Annotated in this window: 15 protein-coding genes and 1 riboswitch; of the genes, 3 read left to right on the top strand and 12 right to left on the bottom strand. The window is 56.8% G+C overall.

The annotated features are described in order from the left end of the window. Nucleotides 1–5 precede the first annotated feature (5 nt). The 7 genes from AC14IB_RS03715 to ahcY all read right to left on the bottom strand — a co-directional run bounded on the left by AC14IB_RS03715 (nt 6) and on the right by ahcY (nt 7,568). Nucleotides 6–857 carry a GIY-YIG nuclease family protein gene (locus AC14IB_RS03715; protein WP_484230618.1) on the bottom strand — a complete coding sequence of 284 codons (852 nt, stop codon included), beginning with the start codon at nt 855–857 and terminating at the stop codon, nt 6–8. A gap of 23 nt (nt 858–880) precedes the next feature. After that, on the bottom strand, nt 881–1,393 hold the full coding sequence (locus AC14IB_RS03710; RefSeq protein WP_484230655.1) for a uracil-DNA glycosylase: 513 nt from the start codon (nt 1,391–1,393) through the stop codon (nt 881–883). Nucleotides 1,394–1,592: 199 nt separating this feature from the next. Then, a complete protein-coding gene (locus AC14IB_RS03705; protein WP_484230617.1) occupies nt 1,593–2,834 on the bottom strand; it encodes a dicarboxylate/amino acid:cation symporter in 1,242 nt (413 codons plus the stop codon). 20 nt (nt 2,835–2,854) lie between these two features. Then, a complete protein-coding gene (locus tag AC14IB_RS03700; RefSeq protein ID WP_484230616.1) occupies nt 2,855–4,609 on the bottom strand; it encodes a gamma-glutamyltransferase family protein in 1,755 nt (584 codons plus the stop codon). After that, complete coding sequence (locus AC14IB_RS03695; RefSeq protein ID WP_484230615.1) at nt 4,606–5,241, bottom strand: hypothetical protein; 636 nt, start codon at nt 5,239–5,241, stop codon at nt 4,606–4,608. The genes AC14IB_RS03700 and AC14IB_RS03695 overlap by 4 nt, the downstream gene beginning before the upstream one ends. A gap of 73 nt (nt 5,242–5,314) precedes the next feature. After that, nucleotides 5,315–6,154 (bottom strand): methylenetetrahydrofolate reductase [NAD(P)H], encoded by an 840-nt coding sequence (gene metF / locus AC14IB_RS03690; RefSeq protein ID WP_484230614.1) that lies wholly within the window; start codon nt 6,152–6,154, stop codon nt 5,315–5,317. 1 nt (nt 6,155) lies between these two features. Next, nucleotides 6,156–7,568 carry an adenosylhomocysteinase gene (ahcY, locus tag AC14IB_RS03685; RefSeq protein WP_484230613.1) on the bottom strand — a complete coding sequence of 471 codons (1,413 nt, stop codon included), beginning with the start codon at nt 7,566–7,568 and terminating at the stop codon, nt 6,156–6,158. A gap of 15 nt (nt 7,569–7,583) precedes the next feature. Continuing rightward, nucleotides 7,584–7,670: riboswitch (S-adenosyl-L-homocysteine riboswitch) on the bottom strand. Between the two features lie 145 nt (nt 7,671–7,815). Between ahcY and AC14IB_RS03680 the strand changes: the two genes are divergently transcribed. Continuing rightward, nucleotides 7,816–8,451, top strand: a complete 636-nt coding sequence (locus tag AC14IB_RS03680; RefSeq protein WP_484230612.1) for a hypothetical protein — start codon at nt 7,816–7,818, stop codon at nt 8,449–8,451. A 32-nt stretch (nt 8,452–8,483) separates the two neighbouring features. Here AC14IB_RS03680 and AC14IB_RS03675 read toward each other — a convergent pair whose 3' ends face one another. Next, nucleotides 8,484–8,825 (bottom strand): DMT family protein, encoded by a 342-nt coding sequence (locus AC14IB_RS03675; protein ID WP_484230611.1) that lies wholly within the window; start codon nt 8,823–8,825, stop codon nt 8,484–8,486. A 112-nt stretch (nt 8,826–8,937) separates the two neighbouring features. Between AC14IB_RS03675 and AC14IB_RS03670 the strand changes: the two genes are divergently transcribed. Continuing rightward, nucleotides 8,938–10,755 carry a metallophosphoesterase family protein gene (locus AC14IB_RS03670; RefSeq protein WP_484230610.1) on the top strand — a complete coding sequence of 606 codons (1,818 nt, stop codon included), beginning with the start codon at nt 8,938–8,940 and terminating at the stop codon, nt 10,753–10,755. Between the two features lie 17 nt (nt 10,756–10,772). After that, entirely contained in the window at nt 10,773–12,503 is a 1,731-nt protein-coding gene (locus AC14IB_RS03665; protein WP_484230609.1) for an alkaline phosphatase D family protein, read from the top strand. Nucleotides 12,504–12,510: 7 nt separating this feature from the next. Here AC14IB_RS03665 and AC14IB_RS03660 read toward each other — a convergent pair whose 3' ends face one another. From AC14IB_RS03660 to AC14IB_RS03645, 4 genes are all read right to left on the bottom strand, one after another. Beyond that, nucleotides 12,511–13,182, bottom strand: a complete 672-nt coding sequence (locus AC14IB_RS03660) for a sterol desaturase family protein (RefSeq protein WP_484230608.1) — start codon at nt 13,180–13,182, stop codon at nt 12,511–12,513. After that, complete coding sequence (locus AC14IB_RS03655) at nt 13,179–14,807, bottom strand: phytoene desaturase family protein (protein ID WP_484230607.1); 1,629 nt, start codon at nt 14,805–14,807, stop codon at nt 13,179–13,181. Before AC14IB_RS03655 ends, AC14IB_RS03660 begins: the two co-directional genes overlap by 4 nt. Before the next feature lie 177 nt (nt 14,808–14,984). Continuing rightward, entirely contained in the window at nt 14,985–16,211 is a 1,227-nt protein-coding gene (metK, locus tag AC14IB_RS03650; protein WP_484230606.1) for a methionine adenosyltransferase, read from the bottom strand. A gap of 13 nt (nt 16,212–16,224) precedes the next feature. Next, nucleotides 16,225–17,226, bottom strand: a complete 1,002-nt coding sequence (locus AC14IB_RS03645; RefSeq protein WP_484230605.1) for an ArsR/SmtB family transcription factor — start codon at nt 17,224–17,226, stop codon at nt 16,225–16,227. Nucleotides 17,227–17,376: the final 150 nt, after the last annotated feature.

The raw sequence follows: 17,376 nt of genomic DNA, 5'->3' as shown, positions 1-17,376 counted from the left end.
GTTGGTTAATTTTCTAAGCTTTCAAGCTGCTTAAGTTGCAGCCCATCTTTGTTTACCCATGCAGTTAACCCATTTGCACTTCCCCCGTGAATTGTTGCTGCAGCGGAACTAGGGCTGGAAAACTCCACATCTTTAGTAAATATGTATGCACCTTCTTTCTCAGTTAACGCACCTTCATCAATGAGTTTTTTTCGCTGAACAAGCACGCTCGGCCACTTTTTAGCAGAGGTCCTTTCTTCTAATACTGCATGAGATCCTTTCAAGACAACAATGCCATTTGGGGTCAGATAACCTGTAGCAATCAGACCTTTTATATTGCAGTTAAGAAGATCTTTCTTAATCCTTCCGGAAGCAGTAAATGATTGATCAAGAAACGCATCAACACCCAAAACGGGTAATATTTGCTGCATTTTTTCAAGAAAAACCTCCATTTCCTCCCTGTCGGACTCTGGCAGTCTAGCCCCGCTACTTTGGCTGTTTATAACAATTGACCGTTCAGTTTTTCTAGCAATATCAATTAAACGGCCTTCAAGATATTTAATATGGGCTTTAGTTAGATTTTCATCTTTTGTGCTGAAGAAGGTGATGTTATTCCAGAAATCTTTGGATAGATGCGATTTTACCCTGTCTCTGATGCACTCGGCCTCACCAATGTATATGGCGCTCTTATTAGTCTCTGGGTCAAATCCAGTTAGAAAATAAACCCCAGATGCTTTTGACTCCTCTCGTTCAAGAAGTTTTTCAAACTCACTACGTGGCCCGGAAACAGCTTTCCCAGTCCAATTTGAAAGCTCGACAGTTCGAAGCCGCTTAGGGTCCCCATATGCAAGAAACATTTTCAGTGTTGCTGTTGGCACAGAGTCTCCTTAGACCTAAGGCATTAGCTAAGCGGAGCGCTTAGAAATTCAGTTCTAGCATCTTGACTATCAATATGCTCGCAAACTTGGAGGAAAACCGAAAGTAGTTTTTCGCGATTACCCGGGGCATTATTTACAAATAGCGGGCTCGGATGCGGTGAAGTAAATACTCGATACTTTTCAGAGTTGAAATGAGTCCGGGCATTCTCGGCTTTCCGGCCGAGCAGAACTATGGTTGTTACCTTGGGCAGCAATTTCATCAATCGATGTAACGGCTTAAGCCCTTCAAGGAGATCGAAGGGGGTCGCAGCGCGAATCTTGGTGCCGTTACCAATGTACCAAGGCACAACACTCCAGAGGACAGTCTTGTTTCGTTCGATGCCCGCCTCTTGAAGAAGCTCAAACAAGTTCTTTGCAGTTTCGTCTGGATTATTTTGTGAAATGAATCCAGAGCTGACGGCCATAGATCCCGGCGCTTCGAGTAAAAGTAGCACTGTCGCATCGACTCCTCCATCCCATGGGTTGAAGTATGGGATGTCAGCATTTAGGCCTGTTCCTGTCGTAATGTCTCGACAAAATCCGTGAGAGGAGTGATGTGCCGCTCTCGCAGTTGATGCATGCGCTCTGCCTTGACTCGAGGGTTGCCGAGTAGCTTGGGGGCATCAGTTAGCATGCTTATGATCCAACTTAGAAAGTGTCACAGCCCAAGGGCATAATAATTTCAACTTACACAGATTAGCGACGAGAGTGACTTGTTTGATGCGCAAACCTAGCCACCATCCGCGCCGCCACCGAATCACTCCACACATTCACCGCCGTGCGACACATGTCCAGCGGCCTATCCGTAATCAGCAATAGCCCCAGCGCCTCCGCCGGCATGCCCAGTCGTTGCAGAATCAGCGCTATGGCGACCAGGCTGGCAGCCGGAATACCAGCCATACCAATCGATGTCGCCAGTGACAGCGCGACCACCACGACTTGGTCCGCAAGGCTGAGGTCGAAGCCCAGCAGCTGAGCCAGAAATAGCACGGCCACGCATTCATAAAGCGCGGTGCCATCCATGTTCAGCGTCGCGCCCAGCGGCACGGTCAGGCTGGTCACGCCGGGATCGACGCCGGCGCGTTCGTTCAGGCAGCGCAGAGTCAGCGGGAGGGTGGCGGTGGACGATGCCGTGGAGAAGGCCATCCACAGGGCCGGGCTCATGGCGCGGGCATGGTCGCGCGGGGAGACGCGGGCCAGTTGCCAGAGCACCAGCCCGAGACTGACGCCGGCGTGCAGCAGCAGGCCGACGATGACCGTGGCCATGAACCACGCCAGCGGCTGCAGTGCGGCCCAGCCCATCTGGCTGGCGCTGTTGCACACCAGTGCCGCCACGCCAATCGGTGCGGCTTTTAGCAGCCACAGCACCAGGGTTAGCAGCACCTGCTGCAGACCGTCCCAGAACTGCCGCTGCACCTCGCGCAGGGCCTCCGGCAGGGTGCGAATGGCCATGCCCACGAGCAGCGCGAAAAGTACCAAAGCGAGCAAATTGGCCTCGTTGGCCGCCTTGAACAGATTGCTGGGCACGATGGCGAGCAGCGAGTCTGCCCAGCTCGGCGATGTCAGGGCGGGCAGGCTACCTGCCGCACCCGCCGAGGCCAGCCAGCCGCCAGCCGGTGCGGTGGCGTGCAGGCCGGGGGCAATGGTATTAGCCACGAACAAGCCGACCAGTACGGCGAGCAAGGTGCTGAGGCCGTAGAAGCTGATCGCCAGCGCGCCTAGGCGCCCGAGGCGTTGATTCAAGTTGCCGATGCCGGCAATCAGCGTGACCACCACCAGCGGCAGGGCTACCGCTTTCAGCGCATTCAGGAACAGGTTGCCGATAACGCGACTGATCTCAAGCGTCAGGGCTTTGGTCGCTGGCTCAACATAATTCAGCCCGGCGGCGAGCAGAATGCCGACGGTGAGGGCGATGAATATCTGGCGGTGTAGGGGCATGATGGTCTCTCGGTCAACAATCAATAGCCGGCGGCGCGACCTTCGCGACGGGGATCGGCAGCACCTTGCAAGCCTTTTGCATGACGCACGATGACGCCGAGGCCGCTGGCCATCTCGACATCGCGGATGTCATGGCCGCGCTCCGCCAGATCAGCGCGGCGTTCGGCCGGGAAGCCATTCTCCAGCTCGGTGATGCCGTTGCGATTCAGCACATGCAGCGCGCTGACCAGCGCACCGGCATCGTGCTCGCCGTTAAGCCATCGCGCAATCACGCCGGTATTAAAGCCAATGATGCGGCTGCCCCCGGGCGAGCCAACGCTGAGCACGGGCTTGCCGGCGGCGTTTAGCACCAAGGTGGGTGACATGGCGCTGCGCGGGCGCTTGCCGGCCGCCACGCGATTCGCCAAGAGCAGACCATCAAGCGCTGGCACAAAGCTGAAGTCGGTGAGCTGATTATTCATGAGTAGGCCATTCACCATGAGGCGGCTGCCAAACGCATCTTCAATGGAGCTGGTCATGGCCAGCCAATGGCCACGAGCGTCCACAATAGTGAAATGACTGGTGCCATGCTCCAGCACTTGCGGGTCGGTGGCCAGGCTCAGGGAGGGAAAAACATACCCTGCGGAGACGTTTCCAGCGGCTCGTTCACCGATCAGCGCGGCACGGGCTTGCACATAAGCAGAGCTGAGCAGGCCATCTACGGGAACGGGCACAAACGCGGGGTCGGCGCTGTAGCGCTGGCGATCGGCAAAACCCAGGCGCTGGGCTTCAATGAGGCGATGATCCAGCGGCAAGGCGGCATTGGCCTGCGTCATCAATAAGATATTTTCGATCACGGTGAGGCCGCCTGCCGGCGGTGGCGAGGAACAGATGCGACCGGCGTGTGCAGCCCAGGTTAGCGGTCGGCAAAGCGCAGGCGTGACCTTGGCTTGATAGGTTTGCCAGTCCGCAGGGCTGATGTCGCTACCGGCAGCTTGCAGTTGCTGCACAAACGAGTCGGCCCATTTTCCCTGATAGAACGCGCGAGGACCTTCTTTCGCTAACGACTTCAGCAGGGTTGCGTAGGCAGGGTTTTTTAAGCGCGTACCGGATGGCCAAGGTTGGCCTTCGGGGTCTAAAAAGTACGATGCCGTGCTCGGGCTGCGCGCTAACAATTCATCTTGTGCAGACAATCGGTACAGCCGATCGGAGACCGGCGCGCCCGTTTCCGCTAAGGCGATGGCGGGTGCGAGTAGCTTAGACCATGGCAGTCGGCCCCAACGCTGGTGTGCTTCTGCCAGTGCCGCTACCGTACCGGGAATGCCCACGGCGCGGGCATCAGTTAAGGCCTCATTGAATTGCATGGGCTGTTGATCGGCCTGTAAAAATCGATTCACCGTGGCTGCAGCAGGTGCGGATTCGCGGCCATCAATTGCAGTGACCTCGCCGTGATGAGCATGCAGCAAAAAGCTGCCGCCGCCAAAGCCGGAAGACTGAGGCTCCACGAGACCCAGTACGGCTTGCGCGGCTACGGCGGCATCTGCGGCTGATCCACCGGCTCGCAGCATAGACAAGGCTGCTGCGGTGGCCAGTGGGTGAGCCGTGACCACCATGGCTTGTTTACCGCTGGCGACACTCAGCGGATAGCGACCGGTTGCGGCTTCGGGCGTGGCTTGCCGCTGCGCTATCGCTGCTAAGGCTTGAGCGTGAGCGGCAGATGAAGCGGTAGATGGGGCGGCATGAACGGTGGCCACCGAAAGGGCTAAGGCTAAGCCGAGCCAAGGGAACTGAGTCATGGTGCGCTCACCACTTTGCTGATGATGTCGGTCACGGCGCCGTTTAGGGCGGCTTGGACTACCTGTGCGGCATACGCCGGATCGCTACCGATGCGGGCGCAACTATAGGCAACCTTATCGCTCAGACGGCTGTTCGCGTAACCGCTGCTCCAGACGAGCTTTCCAGCGTTATCAATGAGATCGGCACGCATGAACCACATGGCTTCGCAGCGTGTATTGGCGATGTCTTTGCCAAAGATGGCCACGCGCCGAACATCAAAGCGCCAGGCGACTTGGGCGGATGCGGTTTTCTGTGCGGCCAGTGCAGGGGCATTCACCTGCAGCTGACGGAGGAATTCGGCGTTAACGTATTGGTTAACGTTAAATAATTTATCTAAAGCTTGTACGGCAAAAGCGGGCTGATTCGGGTCAGGATTGGCCATCAAGCCGTACTGCGGTGCGCGGCTGGCCAGTGAAGCGTAACGCGTCTGAGCAGGGTAGCGTACGGGTTGATCGAGACGAAAGCCGCCGTGCTTTTGAAGTTTGGCGCTGTCTAAGCCCGCCACGAAGAACGGTTGTACTGGCTTGGTCGGCGCAGTTTGGCAGGCGGCCAACAAGCCAAAGACGCTGATGAAGAAAAGCAGGCGACACATAAGCAAGTCCGAAAAAACAAAAGGCAGGCCTGCTCAATTAGCAGACCTGCCTTTGCGGTACAAGCGTCCGTGCTTATCGAACTTCTGCTAGTCCTAAGTTTTTCCACAAAGTCTGCGTCGGCTCGGCCAGGTTCATGCTGTAGAAGTGCAGACCCGGTGCACCGCCATCGAGCAGCTGGCGGCACAGACGAGTAATCACTTCTTCACCGAATTGCTGGATGCTGACGCTGTCATCACCAAAGCTGGCAACTTGCTTGCGGATCCAGCGCGGAATCTCGGCGCCACAGGCATCCGAGAAGCGCACGAGGTTGGCGAAATTGGTGATTGGCATGATGCCGGGAATCACCGGAATATCGCAGCCCGCCGCACGCACGCGCTCGACAAAGTGGAAGTAGCAATCCGCATTGAAAAAGTACTGGGTGATGGCGCTGTTGGCTCCCGCATTCGCCTTGGCCGCAAAGTGTTTCACTTCGCTGGCCAAATCGGGCGATTGCGGATGCGACTCGGGGTAGGCCGCCACTTCAATTTTGAAGTGATCGCCATGCCGCTCGCGAATAAAGCGCACCAAATCTGCCGCGAATGGCAGCTCGCCTAAGCCACGACCCATGCCCGAGGGAAGGTCGCCGCGCAGTGCCACGATGCGCTTCACGCCCAGCGAGTGATAGAGATCGAGCAAATCGCCGACCTCTTCTTTGCTGTCACCAATGCAAGACAGGTGCGGGGCCACATCGTATCCCAGCGCCAGCACATCCTTGACCGTACCCAGCGTGCGATCACGCGTGGAGCCACCGGCACCATAGGTCACCGAAAAAAATTCGGGGCCTAAGGTGCCAAGGCGCCGCGCAACTTCACGCAGCTTCTCGGCGCCGACATCGGTCTTAGCCGGGAAAAATTCAATGCTGAAATGGCTCATATTAGTACTTGTAGGACTCTGGCTTGAACGGACCATCCACAGGCACGCCGATATACTCGGCCTGAGCGCTGGTGAGCTTGGTCATGACGCCACCGAAGCCGGCGACCATGGCCGCAGCCACTTCTTCGTCCAGCTTCTTCGGCAGCACTTCTACACGAATCTTGCCTGGCTTCTGCTCGGCTGGCAGATCAGCAAAACGCTCGCCATAGAGATGGATTTGCGCCAGTACTTGGTTCGCGAACGAGCCATCCATGATGCGCGATGGGTGGCCAGTGGCGTTGCCGAGGTTCACCAGGCGGCCTTCCGAGAGCAGAATCAGATAGTTGGGATCGGTTGGGCTGGCTTCTGCGCCGGGAGCCGTGCGATAGACCTTGTGAACCTGTGGCTTGATTTCTTCCCAAACCCAGTTTTTGCGCATGAAGGCGGTATCGATCTCGGTGTCGAAGTGGCCGATGTTGCAGACCACGGCGCCGTTCTTCAGCGCGCCCAGCATGGCGCTGTCGCAGACCTTGTCGTTGCCGGTGGTGGTCACGATCAGGTCGGTCTCGCCGAGCAGGCGGGCATCCACGTCTTCGGCGCGGCCGGTGACGATGCCGTTCTTGTAGGCCGACACGACTTCATAGCCGTCCATGCAGGCCTGCATGGCGCAGATCGGGTCGATCTCGGTCACGCGTACGATCATGCCTTCCTGACGCAGCGAGGCGGCCGAGCCCTTGCCCACGTCGCCGTAGCCGATGACCAGGGCGCGACGGCCCATCAGCAGCATGTCGGTGCCGCGCTTGATGGCGTCGTTGAGCGAGTGACGGCAGCCGAACTTGTTGTCGTTCTTCGACTTGGTGACCGAATCGTTGACGTTGATCGCCGGCACCTTGAGTTCGCCCTTGGCGGCCATCTCGATCAGGCGCATCACGCCGGTCGTGGTCTCTTCGGTGATGCCGTGGATCGTCTCCAGCATCTGTGGGTATTTCTGGTGGATGAGGCCGGTCACATCACCGCCGTCATCGAGAATCATATTGGCCGCCCACGGCTTGCCTTCGCTGAGCACGGTCTGCTCAATGCACCACCAGAACTCTTCTTCGGTCTGACCCTTCCAGGCGAACACCGGCACACCGGCGGCAGCAATAGCGGCGGCAGCATGATCTTGCGTGGAGAAAATATTGCACGACGACCAACGCACTTCGGCACCGAGCGCGACCAGTGTTTCGATCAGCACGGCGGTTTGGATGGTCATGTGAATGCACCCGATGATCTTCGCGCCCTTGAGCGGTTGAGTCGGTGCGTAGCGAGCGCGTAAGCCCATCAGGGCAGGCATTTCGGCTTCAGCCAGAATGATTTCTTTGCGGCCATAATTGGCCAGGCTAATGTCACGAACTTTAAAGTCGGTGAAGGTTTGCAGGTTAACTTGAGCGTTCATCGGGAGACTCTCCGGGGTGAACGGGCGCCGTTGAAGATAATTGCGATTGAGCCTGACAATGTTTTCCGGGAGAAAAAGATTGCTGCAGCGCCCCTCAATCGCCGGACAAGCGCGCAGTATAGCGAGGCTCAGCCTAATATCCAAATATTTCGATATTCTATTTATTGTGCAGGTTTTGTACGCTAATCCTAGGTTTGGCGTTAGCGCTGTGATAGTTTTTAGGCCAGTCTACTTTTGAGGGAACATCATGCAACGTTTAGTGATTGCCAGTGTCTTAGCAGGTCTATCGATGGCAGCGCATGCCGATACGTTTGCGATTATTCCCCAGGCCGGCCTGGCCGGTGTTGGCGCCACGGTGCAATGGGGATTCACGCCTTATTTGGCTCTGTCGGCGGGTTATACCGGGCTCAATTACTCGATTAAGGATGTCAAAACTGACGACGCTACTTATAGCGGTGACCTGAACTTGAAAAACCCCCAAGTCTTTTTGAATTGGGCACCCTTTGGTGGTCACTTTAAAGTTTCTCTCGGAGCTATTAATCAACAAACAGATTTTGCATTAACTGCAGATGATTACACTGACCCACAAAACCCTCAGGTAAGTCGGGTTAAAGTCAAAGGTGGCTTCGCACAGAGCGTCGCACCCGCATTGACTCTGGGCTTTGAGTCGGACTGGACTAAGCCTGGCTTGGGCTATCATTTAAGTGTTGGTGGGATGTATGCAGGAAAACCAAATGTCACCGTGGATATTCAATGTAACTCTGGAACCCCGAATGACACCTGCTTCGGCCTAGAGCGCGATGAAGAGCGCAAGATCGAAGATGAGCTGAAGAAGTATCAAGTACTCCCCATTCTGCAAGCCGGTTTAATCTTCCGCATGTAACCCATCGAGGCAGTGGGGTTTCGACCCTGCTGCTAGGTGCGGAAAATAAAATACACGGCCGCCATTAAACAAAGCCCAGCCCAGAGAAAATCGAGCCTTAAGGGCTCTTTCATAAAAATCACCACGAAAGGTACAAAAAGTAGCAGGGTGATGGCTTCTTGCAAGATTTTCAGTTGACTGACTGTGAGCACGGTATGGCCAATACGATTGGCCGGTACCATGAGCATGTATTCAAATAACGCGATGCCCCAGCTGAAGGCGATGGCGATCCACAGCGGCTTTGTGGGGAGTGTGCGTAAGTGCGCATACCACGCAAACAGCATAAATACGTTCGATAACAGCAGTAAGCCGATGGTCGTCGCGATGGGGTGCATAAGCGCTCCTTGTGGTGTCACGTGGCTGTCATAAAAGATGAAATCTGGCTAAACTTCGCTCAAATAAAAGCGCCTACGGGCCACAACTATAAAAATAAAACTGAGGCAAATTATGCGCCAACTTGCATTAGCGGCCTTGTTCTTTGTTATCACCGCAATGGTCGCCAGTTGTGGCTTTGATCGCGAAACTTCATCGAAGTCGCCGGCGGGAAATGTCGCCGCGAATGCGCGCTCACCTGCCGCCTGTGAGTTCTTCAGCCGCGATGCCTTTGTCACGCGCCAGGAATTGGCAGCGGGCTCGCGCAGCAACAATGCCAATCTCATGCTGCGCTTCTTGCATTACACCGACGACCATATTCTCGATGACGAGGGGCAGACCATTAATGGGGCGGCTTTCACGGACCCCATCTACCCGATTTTTGAGTCGGCTCAGCGACTGCAAGAAGAGTATTCCGATGAGGTGTTGAATAACCTGATTGGCCTAACCAATGATTGCCTCAAGCGCTATCCCGCCGAGTTCATGATCGTGACTGGCGATAGCGCAGACTTGACTACCGTGGCCGAGGCGCGCCGCTTCATAGATAACTTAGATGGCACCTTCGACCAACTCAGTGCCTTCGAAAAAAACTGTGTTGCTGGGCTACCAGCGGGCGCACCCACAGCGGTGATTGATCAGACGTGTACGCGATTTACGGGGCGCGGTGTACCCGACAGTCAAAGCGAAGATCCCAATGTGAATGACCCTAGCTTCCAATTCACGCTCACGCGTACCGTTCGCCAAATGCTGAATCAATTTGCCGCGCAAATGGGTCGGGCCGCTGATGGTAGCTTGGACCCTTCACGTCAAACGCTGACCCGCTCACCGGGGTTGCCCGCTGAACTGCGTTGCAACGAAGGTGAAAAGGACTGCCTGAATCAAGCCCTAAAAACACCTTGGTATATCGCCTTTGGTAATCACGATGGCTACTTGCGGGGTACCGCGGCTGTGGGTGCTGGCATAAATGAGTTGTCGTTCCTGACCTCGGGTCGCCACCACATGAATCAGCGTGAGTTCATTAATGAATTTTTCGAAACGCGCAGTCAGCCCAAAGGTCATGGCTTTAACTTAGCCGATGCCACGCGCCGCAATGACGCAGACCCTCGCAACGACGGCTATTACGCATTCAATGCCGGAGCCGGAAAGTTCCGCATGATTGTGCTCAACACCATCATCGATGGCACCGACCCGCGCCTGCCAACGGACTTGGTGCGTAACCCATTGGCGCTCTCTGATGGCACGGTGGATGCAGCGCAATTTGCGTGGCTACAGGCACAGCTGAAGCAGGCATGGGCGGCGAAGCAACTGGTCATGGTGTTTTCCCATCACCCTGATCTGACGTTTGCTGAGTTTGGTCTGTTCGCTCAAGCGGTACCGACCGATGTCACAGCCGCGCAAGTCAATGCCGAGCTCGCCAGTTTTCCTAACGTATTGGCTTGGGTTGCCGGGCATACCCACCTGCATCGCGTACGCGCCTTTGAAGTCAAGCCATCGGCGGACGGTCTTGCCGGCAGCAATGGCGTGGTCACGACACCCGTGAGTTGCCGTCAAACCGGTAAGGCGAGTGATGGGCGGTCGTACTGTCGTGGCTTTTGGCAAATTGAAACCGCCTCGCTCATCGATTTCCCGCAAGAGCAGCGGCTTATTGAAGTGTTCGATAACGGCAATGGCACCGGCACCTTGCGTGGCCCTGTATTAACTCATCGCTATGAAAAATCACGCAAGCTGGCAGAGGCCGATGATCGCTGCCAGTTCTATGTGTTGGATCCGAATAGCCTGCAGGCGCTCAGCACCGATGCCGGTTTGAATGTGGTGTGCAGTGCGGAGGCAACCCGTCAGGGCAAGCCCAGTGATCGCAATGTGGAACTCATGTTCCGCATGCCAACGTTTTAATGAGAGAGGCTATTGATATGTACCATCCCCATTTATCGCGCCGTCAGCTGTTAAGCCTCATGGGTGCGTCTGCGGTCACGGTTGTTGCCACGGCCTGTGGTACTTCCGAAAGCAATACGGACACGAAAGGGGGCGCCTCGTCGATTACCGCCACCGGTGACTCAGCGCGACGCTTTCGTCATGGCGTGGCCTCCGGTGAGCCGCTGCCTGAGGCGGTGGTGATTTGGACGCGTGTGACCCCGAGCGATGATGCCTTGCCCGGCTCGAACAAAGGCGCGCCGACCGAAGTGTTTTGGGAAGTCTCACGAGACGCCGACTTCAAAACGATTGTGCAGTCGGGAAAGGTCATGTCATCGGCAGCGCGGGATCACACCCTGCATATTGATGTCACTGGCCTGCAGGCCAGCACCTCTTATTGGTATCGCTTTGCCACGCAGGATGGCGTGTCGCCCACGGGGAGAACCAAAACCGCGCCGGCGCTTAATGCGAAGCCTGCGGCCTTGCGTTTCGGCATGGTCACCTGCGCTGAATATGAGTTTGGATTTTTTGCGGCCTACCGTCATTTAGCCGCGCGCAATGACATTGAAGCCGTGTTGCATATGGGCGATTACATCTACGAGTTTGGCACCAGCTATGGTCCGGTCGCGACGCCGGGGGCGGGCTTTGGGCGTGTCCATAATCCGCCAAAAGAGATCACCACGCTCAGTGATTACCGCACGCGTTATGGCCAATACCGCAGCGATCCTGACTTGCAGAAACTGCATGCTCGCCACCCCTTCATCACCATTTATGACGATCACGAGATTGCCAATGACTGGTGGCGTGAAGGCGCTGAAAATCACGATGACAGTGAAGGCGCCTTTATTGATCGTCTAGCGGCGGGTCTGCAAGCGTGGCGGGAGTGGTTGCCGTTGCGTCAGTTCTCAGCAACCGATCCGCTGCGGGCATGGCGACGCATGCAATTCGGTGACTTAGTGGATCTTTGGGCGATCGATACGCGCCTGTATCGCGACCAACAACCGACCAATGCCATTGTTGGCTATGGTTCCGTGGACCCCGCCGTGGATAGCCCCACGCGCACGATGCTCGGCGCCGAGCAAAAGTCGTGGCTTAAAGCCAGTCTGGCCGCCAGTACCGCGCGCTGGAAAGTCCTGAGCAACCAAGTGCCGTTCTATCCCTTCGTGGTGGGCGCCGCGTTGCCCAATGTGCTTGAGCAACTACTGGATCCCTTAGACGGCACTCTGCCGCCTTTACCCGCGACCCTGACCGTTGAAGATTGGAATGGCTACCGCGCCGAACAGCAAGAAATGATGGCGGTGATGGCCGAAGCCAAAAACGTGGTGGTGCTGACCGGCGATTACCACGAATCGTTTGCCGCCGAAGTACCTATCCATCCCGGTGATTACCTATTGAATGGCAACTCGGTGGCCGTGGAATTTATTTGCCCCTCGGTGACCTCGCCTGGGTTGTCAGAAACCTTAGAAGGCGTTGGCATTGGCCCGCTGAGCTCGCTGATCAATCCCGTTTTCGAGCTGAATCTGACGTTGGCAAATCCCTGGGTGAAATACCACGAAGGCTTTTCGAATGGCTTCGCCGTTGTTGAGTTTGGTCGAGAGCGCACGCAAATGGACTATTGGTTTATTGCGGACCGCAGCAAGGCTGACACAACGGCAACCGTGGCGGCTTCTTGGGAAGTGCGTCAGGGCGCGGCAAAACTCTTCAAAGCTGCCGCGCCATTAACGATCTAAGTGGCGCTTACTTTGCTGGGGTGCGCTCAGGGTGTTTGAGCGTGCCCATGACCCAATCGGTCAGAGGGAAGGTGAGGTTGAAGTTCACTTCAGTCATGTGGCGGCGGTCATGATGGATGCGATGCAGTGCCGCCATGGTACTTAAGCCCGGCACGAGGCGATGCAGCCAGTGGCCATCCGGTAAGTGGTCGCTGAAATGCACCAACTCGTAGAGCAAATACGTGCCCACGATGCCGGTTAGCCAGAGTGCGCCGGCGTTGGCACTGACTAGCGAGCCCAGGGCGAAATAGCCGGGCAGACCAATAAGCGTAATGACCACCAAAATTAGCCAGCCAGGAAAGAGCACCACGCGCCAATCGCGTGAGGTGCTCCAGAGCATGTTGTTTTCGGTGAAAAAGCTGTGATGGTCACCGGTGTGACGTTGGTAAAAAAGCTTAGCGGGCGGCCATTTCTGGTGCCCGAGTTTTTTGTGAATACTGTACTCGCCGACGTTGCCTAAGAGCAGCGTGAACAACAGAACCAACCACTCTGCTGCAGATACCTGAGCTAATTGACTGGCAGCATAAATCATCACGGCGATGCCAATGCTCGCTACCCAGGTCGCGTGGAGCGGCCCGGAATAGCGTGGGCTGATACCCGCCCGATACCGCTGACGAAAGTCTTCCGTGGCATGGGTCATGTCGATGCCTCCTGTTGTGTCGGTTGCCAGTTCTTCAAAAGGTCCATGACGGAATTAGCCTTGCGGCCCATGAGCGCGCAGGTCGTAAGCATGCCTGCCATGAGCGCACCGCCCACGCCTGCGGTCACCACATCTTGCCCCGTGAGTGCCAAGCCTGGAATAGGCGTGATGGGGTGCAGCCACGTTTGTCGGAATCGCGCCACGTCATGATCTAGCCCATAAATTTCACCTTGCGGATAGTTACCAAACCATGCGGTAGAGAGCGGCGTTGATAGCTCAGCATAGACCAGTGCCTCACGCAGCTGCGGCAATTCTTTGAAGAGAGCCTCGAGCAAGCGCTGCTGCAGATTAGCCTTGAAGGTGTCGTAGTCTTCGCCGCGTTGACCCCAAGTCGTATCCTGCCATTTCTCGAACCATTCCCATGGGGCCATGGTCAGCACCTCCACGGTGCTCTTGCCGGGGTAATTGCTGTCCCACTCGGGGTCTTTTGCTGACGGGAACGAGACATAGAGCATGGGGAAGGGCGCGTTCACATCAGCCTGAAAGGCCTCAACATTGGCCTCATGATGTGCGTTGGGGTAAATCCACAGGTTGGTTTTGGGTAGCCCTAATTCCGCTGCAGTGCCTTTGAAGCCGGCATAAATGCACAGGTGTGCGCCTGAGGTTTTCACCTGCTTGAGCTTGGCCGGGTAACCCAGCGATTCACGCAGTGCCTCGGGCAATAACTGCTCATACGTCACACGCGCACCGGCTGCACTCACCACCTGATCTGCGCGCAGAATGTCACCATTGGCCATGCGCACACCGCAAGCGCGACCCTTCTCAATCACAATCTCTTCAACCTTGGCGTAAGTGAAGACTTCGCCTCCGCCTGCGCGAATCACCGGCACGATGGTGTCTGGAATCATCCAAGAGCCACCCACGGGATAGCTGCCGCCGCCAAAATAATGTTTCACCACGGTGGCGTGCATGAGAAAGGAGGCATCGCGAGGGACCATGCCGTAGTCACCCCATTGACCGGTGAGCACGCCAATTAATTCCTGATCTTGGGTGAGTTCTTCCAAGACCTCTCGGACACTGCGGAAGCAGTTTTTCGGCACCAGCAGGGGGCGCGCGGCATGATAGGTTCGGCCTAACCAGCGCGGCATCGCTTGCCCGGCAAAGAACTTTTGGGCGGAGCGGGCGGCTTCATCAATGAGCTCGATGTAGCGGCGAATTGCTGCCTCTTCGGCTGGAAACTGGGCGATGAGATTGTCGGCCAGCGCGCCACGGCCCGCCACGAAGTCAACAAGGCGATCGCCAATGATGATGCGGTCATAGACGGGGTCCATGGGCGCCCATTTCAGCGCGCCATCGCTAATTACATCAAAGAGTCGGCGTAGTGTGCTGTGCGGTTTGTGCACTTCACCGATGTAGTGCACGCCCACGTCCCACTCAAAGCCTTCGCGTTCATAACTGTGGGTGAAGCCGCCGGCGGTGTAGTGTTGTTCAAGAACGCAGACCCGCTTGCCGAGCTTGCTCATCAGCGCGGCCAAGCTCAGCCCGCCAATACCGGAACCAATCACAATCACATCGTAATGCTCAGCGGCACGGCCACTGCGGTAACGGCGTCCGGATCGACGCATAAGACTCCCTCGCTCTTGTTCGCTCGCTGCTTCTGGGGGCAGGATGCATGAGCCGAGCTTTGCGGAGAACGTCGCAATACGCAAGCCTTGACCATGAAAAAGCCGCGCTGTGCAGAAGCGCAGCGCGGCTGATGTTAACGGGGCTGGTGAGGGCGGCCCGTTGGAGAGAGTGGGCGCTTAGAGGCCCGCTGCCGCACGAAGGGCGTCGGCCTTGTCGGTGCGCTCCCAGGTGAACGCAGTTGCCGTGTGCGACTTGGCGACTTTACGGCCCGCTTCCAGCACGGTGTAGTCGTAGGTGCGCTCGAAGGGGTTACGACCAAAGTGGCCATACGAGGCTGTTGGCCCATAAATGGGGTGCAACAGGTCGAGCTGGCGGGTTAGGCCATACGGACGCAACTCGAAGTGCTCACGCACTAATTGCACAATGCGATCATCGCTGACCTTGCCGGTGCCGAAGGTGTTGATCGACACTGAGGTCGGCTCGGCCACGCCAATGGCATACGACACCTGGATTTCGCAGCGGTCAGCAAGGCCAGCAGCGACGATGTTCTTCGCTACATAGCGGCCTGCGTATGCAGCCGAACGGTCAACCTTGGACGGATCCTTTCCGGAGAACGCGCCGCCGCCGTGACGGGCCATGCCACCGTAGCTGTCTACGATGATCTTGCGGCCCGTCAGGCCGCAATCGCCCATCGGACCACCAATCTCAAAGCGGCCAGTCGGGTTAATGAAGAATTTGGTGTCCTTGTTCAGCCACTCGGCTGGCAGCACTTGCTTGATGATCAGCTCCATCACGCCTTCGCGCAGTGTGGCATCGCTCACGTCCGGCGAATGTTGGGTGGAAAGCACCACGGCTTCAACGGCGACGGGCTTGCCATCGGCATAACGGAAGGTGACCTGCGATTTGGCATCGGGGCGCAGGAAGGCAAGTTCGCCGGACTTGCGGGCTTCGGCCTGACGCTCAACGAGGCGGTGCGAGTACAGAATCGGTGCTGGCATCAACAGTTCGGTTTCATTGCTGGCATAGCCAAACATCAGGCCTTGGTCGCCCGCACCTTGATCTTCCGGCTTAGCGCGGTCCACGCCTTGATTGATGTCGGGCGACTGTTGGCCGAGCAAATTCAACACGCCACAGGTCTTGCCGTCAAAACACACGTCGGAAGAGTCGTAGCCAATGTCGAGGATGACTTTACGGATGATGCTCTCGTAATCGACGACGGCGGTCGTGGTGATTTCACCGGCGACCATCGCAACGCCCGTCTTCACCAACGTTTCGCAGGCGACGCGGGCATATGGGTCTTGCACGATGATGGCGTCGAGAATGGCGTCGGAAATCTGGTCCGCCATTTTGTCTGGGTGGCCTTCGGAAACGGACTCCGAGGTGAAGATGCTGTATTCGCTCATGCGGGGTTCCTGCTCAGGTCAATGCAATGGGGTTTACGGTCGTGGCGCTGACCGGTTGGGTAAATTCGCGCAGCTGCAAACGGAAGCCGTTGCGCTGCGCTTGATATTCTTCGTGACTGGGGACGAGGCCGGCGTCAGCGGCCCAGGCCGTCAGCGTGTCCGGGTGGAAGCCGGGCCACACATCACCGCAGACTTCGCGGGCTTTTTCGCCCTGGCTGTGCTCACAAAGCTCGGTCAGCAAAAAGCATCCGCCCGGAGCGAGTAACGCCGCGACGTGATGAAAAATGTCGGCGGGTTTAGCGATATGGTGCAGCACCATATTCATCACAATGGCGTTTGCGGGCGGGAGGTTCAGCAGTAAGGCGCTGGCCGTGTCGCCATGCACAAAGCGAATGTTACTCACCTGCTGTTGGCGCGCTCGCGCTTTGGCTTGCGTCAGCATTTCGGCACTGACATCTAAGGCAATCACTTCTTTTGCGATAGACGCAAACTCGGGTAGCAACTCGCCGCCGCCGGGCCCGATTTCCAACACAATGGCATCACTGGCGTGGGCGGCCGTGCGCTCCACCACGCGAGGGCCGTAGTCACTCAGTCGCGCGATTAAATCCTGATGCTCACGGTATTCGTTGCCGAACTGCGCGAAGAAGCGCCGACTGGCCTCGGCGCGAGTGGCTTGCACAGCCTCTAAGCGCTGACTGGTCAATGTGTCGGTGGTGGTCGCGTCAAGGGCGCAAAACAACTCGGCTACGAGGGCGGATGGTGCTGGCGCTCGTCGGTAATACAAGTTGGTGCCTTCTCGCCGATGCACCACCAAACCGGCTTCCGACAAGATTTTCAGGTGATGACTCATCGACGGTTGCTTGATGTCGAAGAGCTGACAGAGCTCCAATACACCAAAGGCGTCGCGGGCTAAAACGCGCAGCACGCCCAGGCGCAGGCGATCACCGGCCGCCCAGGCCAAATTGGCCAGGTGGTCGAGTGGAGACTTTTCAGTGCTGATGTCGGATTCGCTCATGGGGCGAGAGTGTAGCTGCAGCGAATTTAAATATCAAAATATATAAATATAGAAAACTGTTGATGGAGTTTTCCACTCAAGTCGTTTGCCCCCGACCCCTGTAATCGGTGAAAATTGCCCCTTTCGTGCAAACCGTGTCCTAACGGTTTG

This window comes from Perlucidibaca sp., assembly GCF_057084925.1.
The sequence above is the reverse complement of the archived record's forward strand: the minus strand, read 5'-3'. Positions and strand labels throughout refer to the sequence as shown.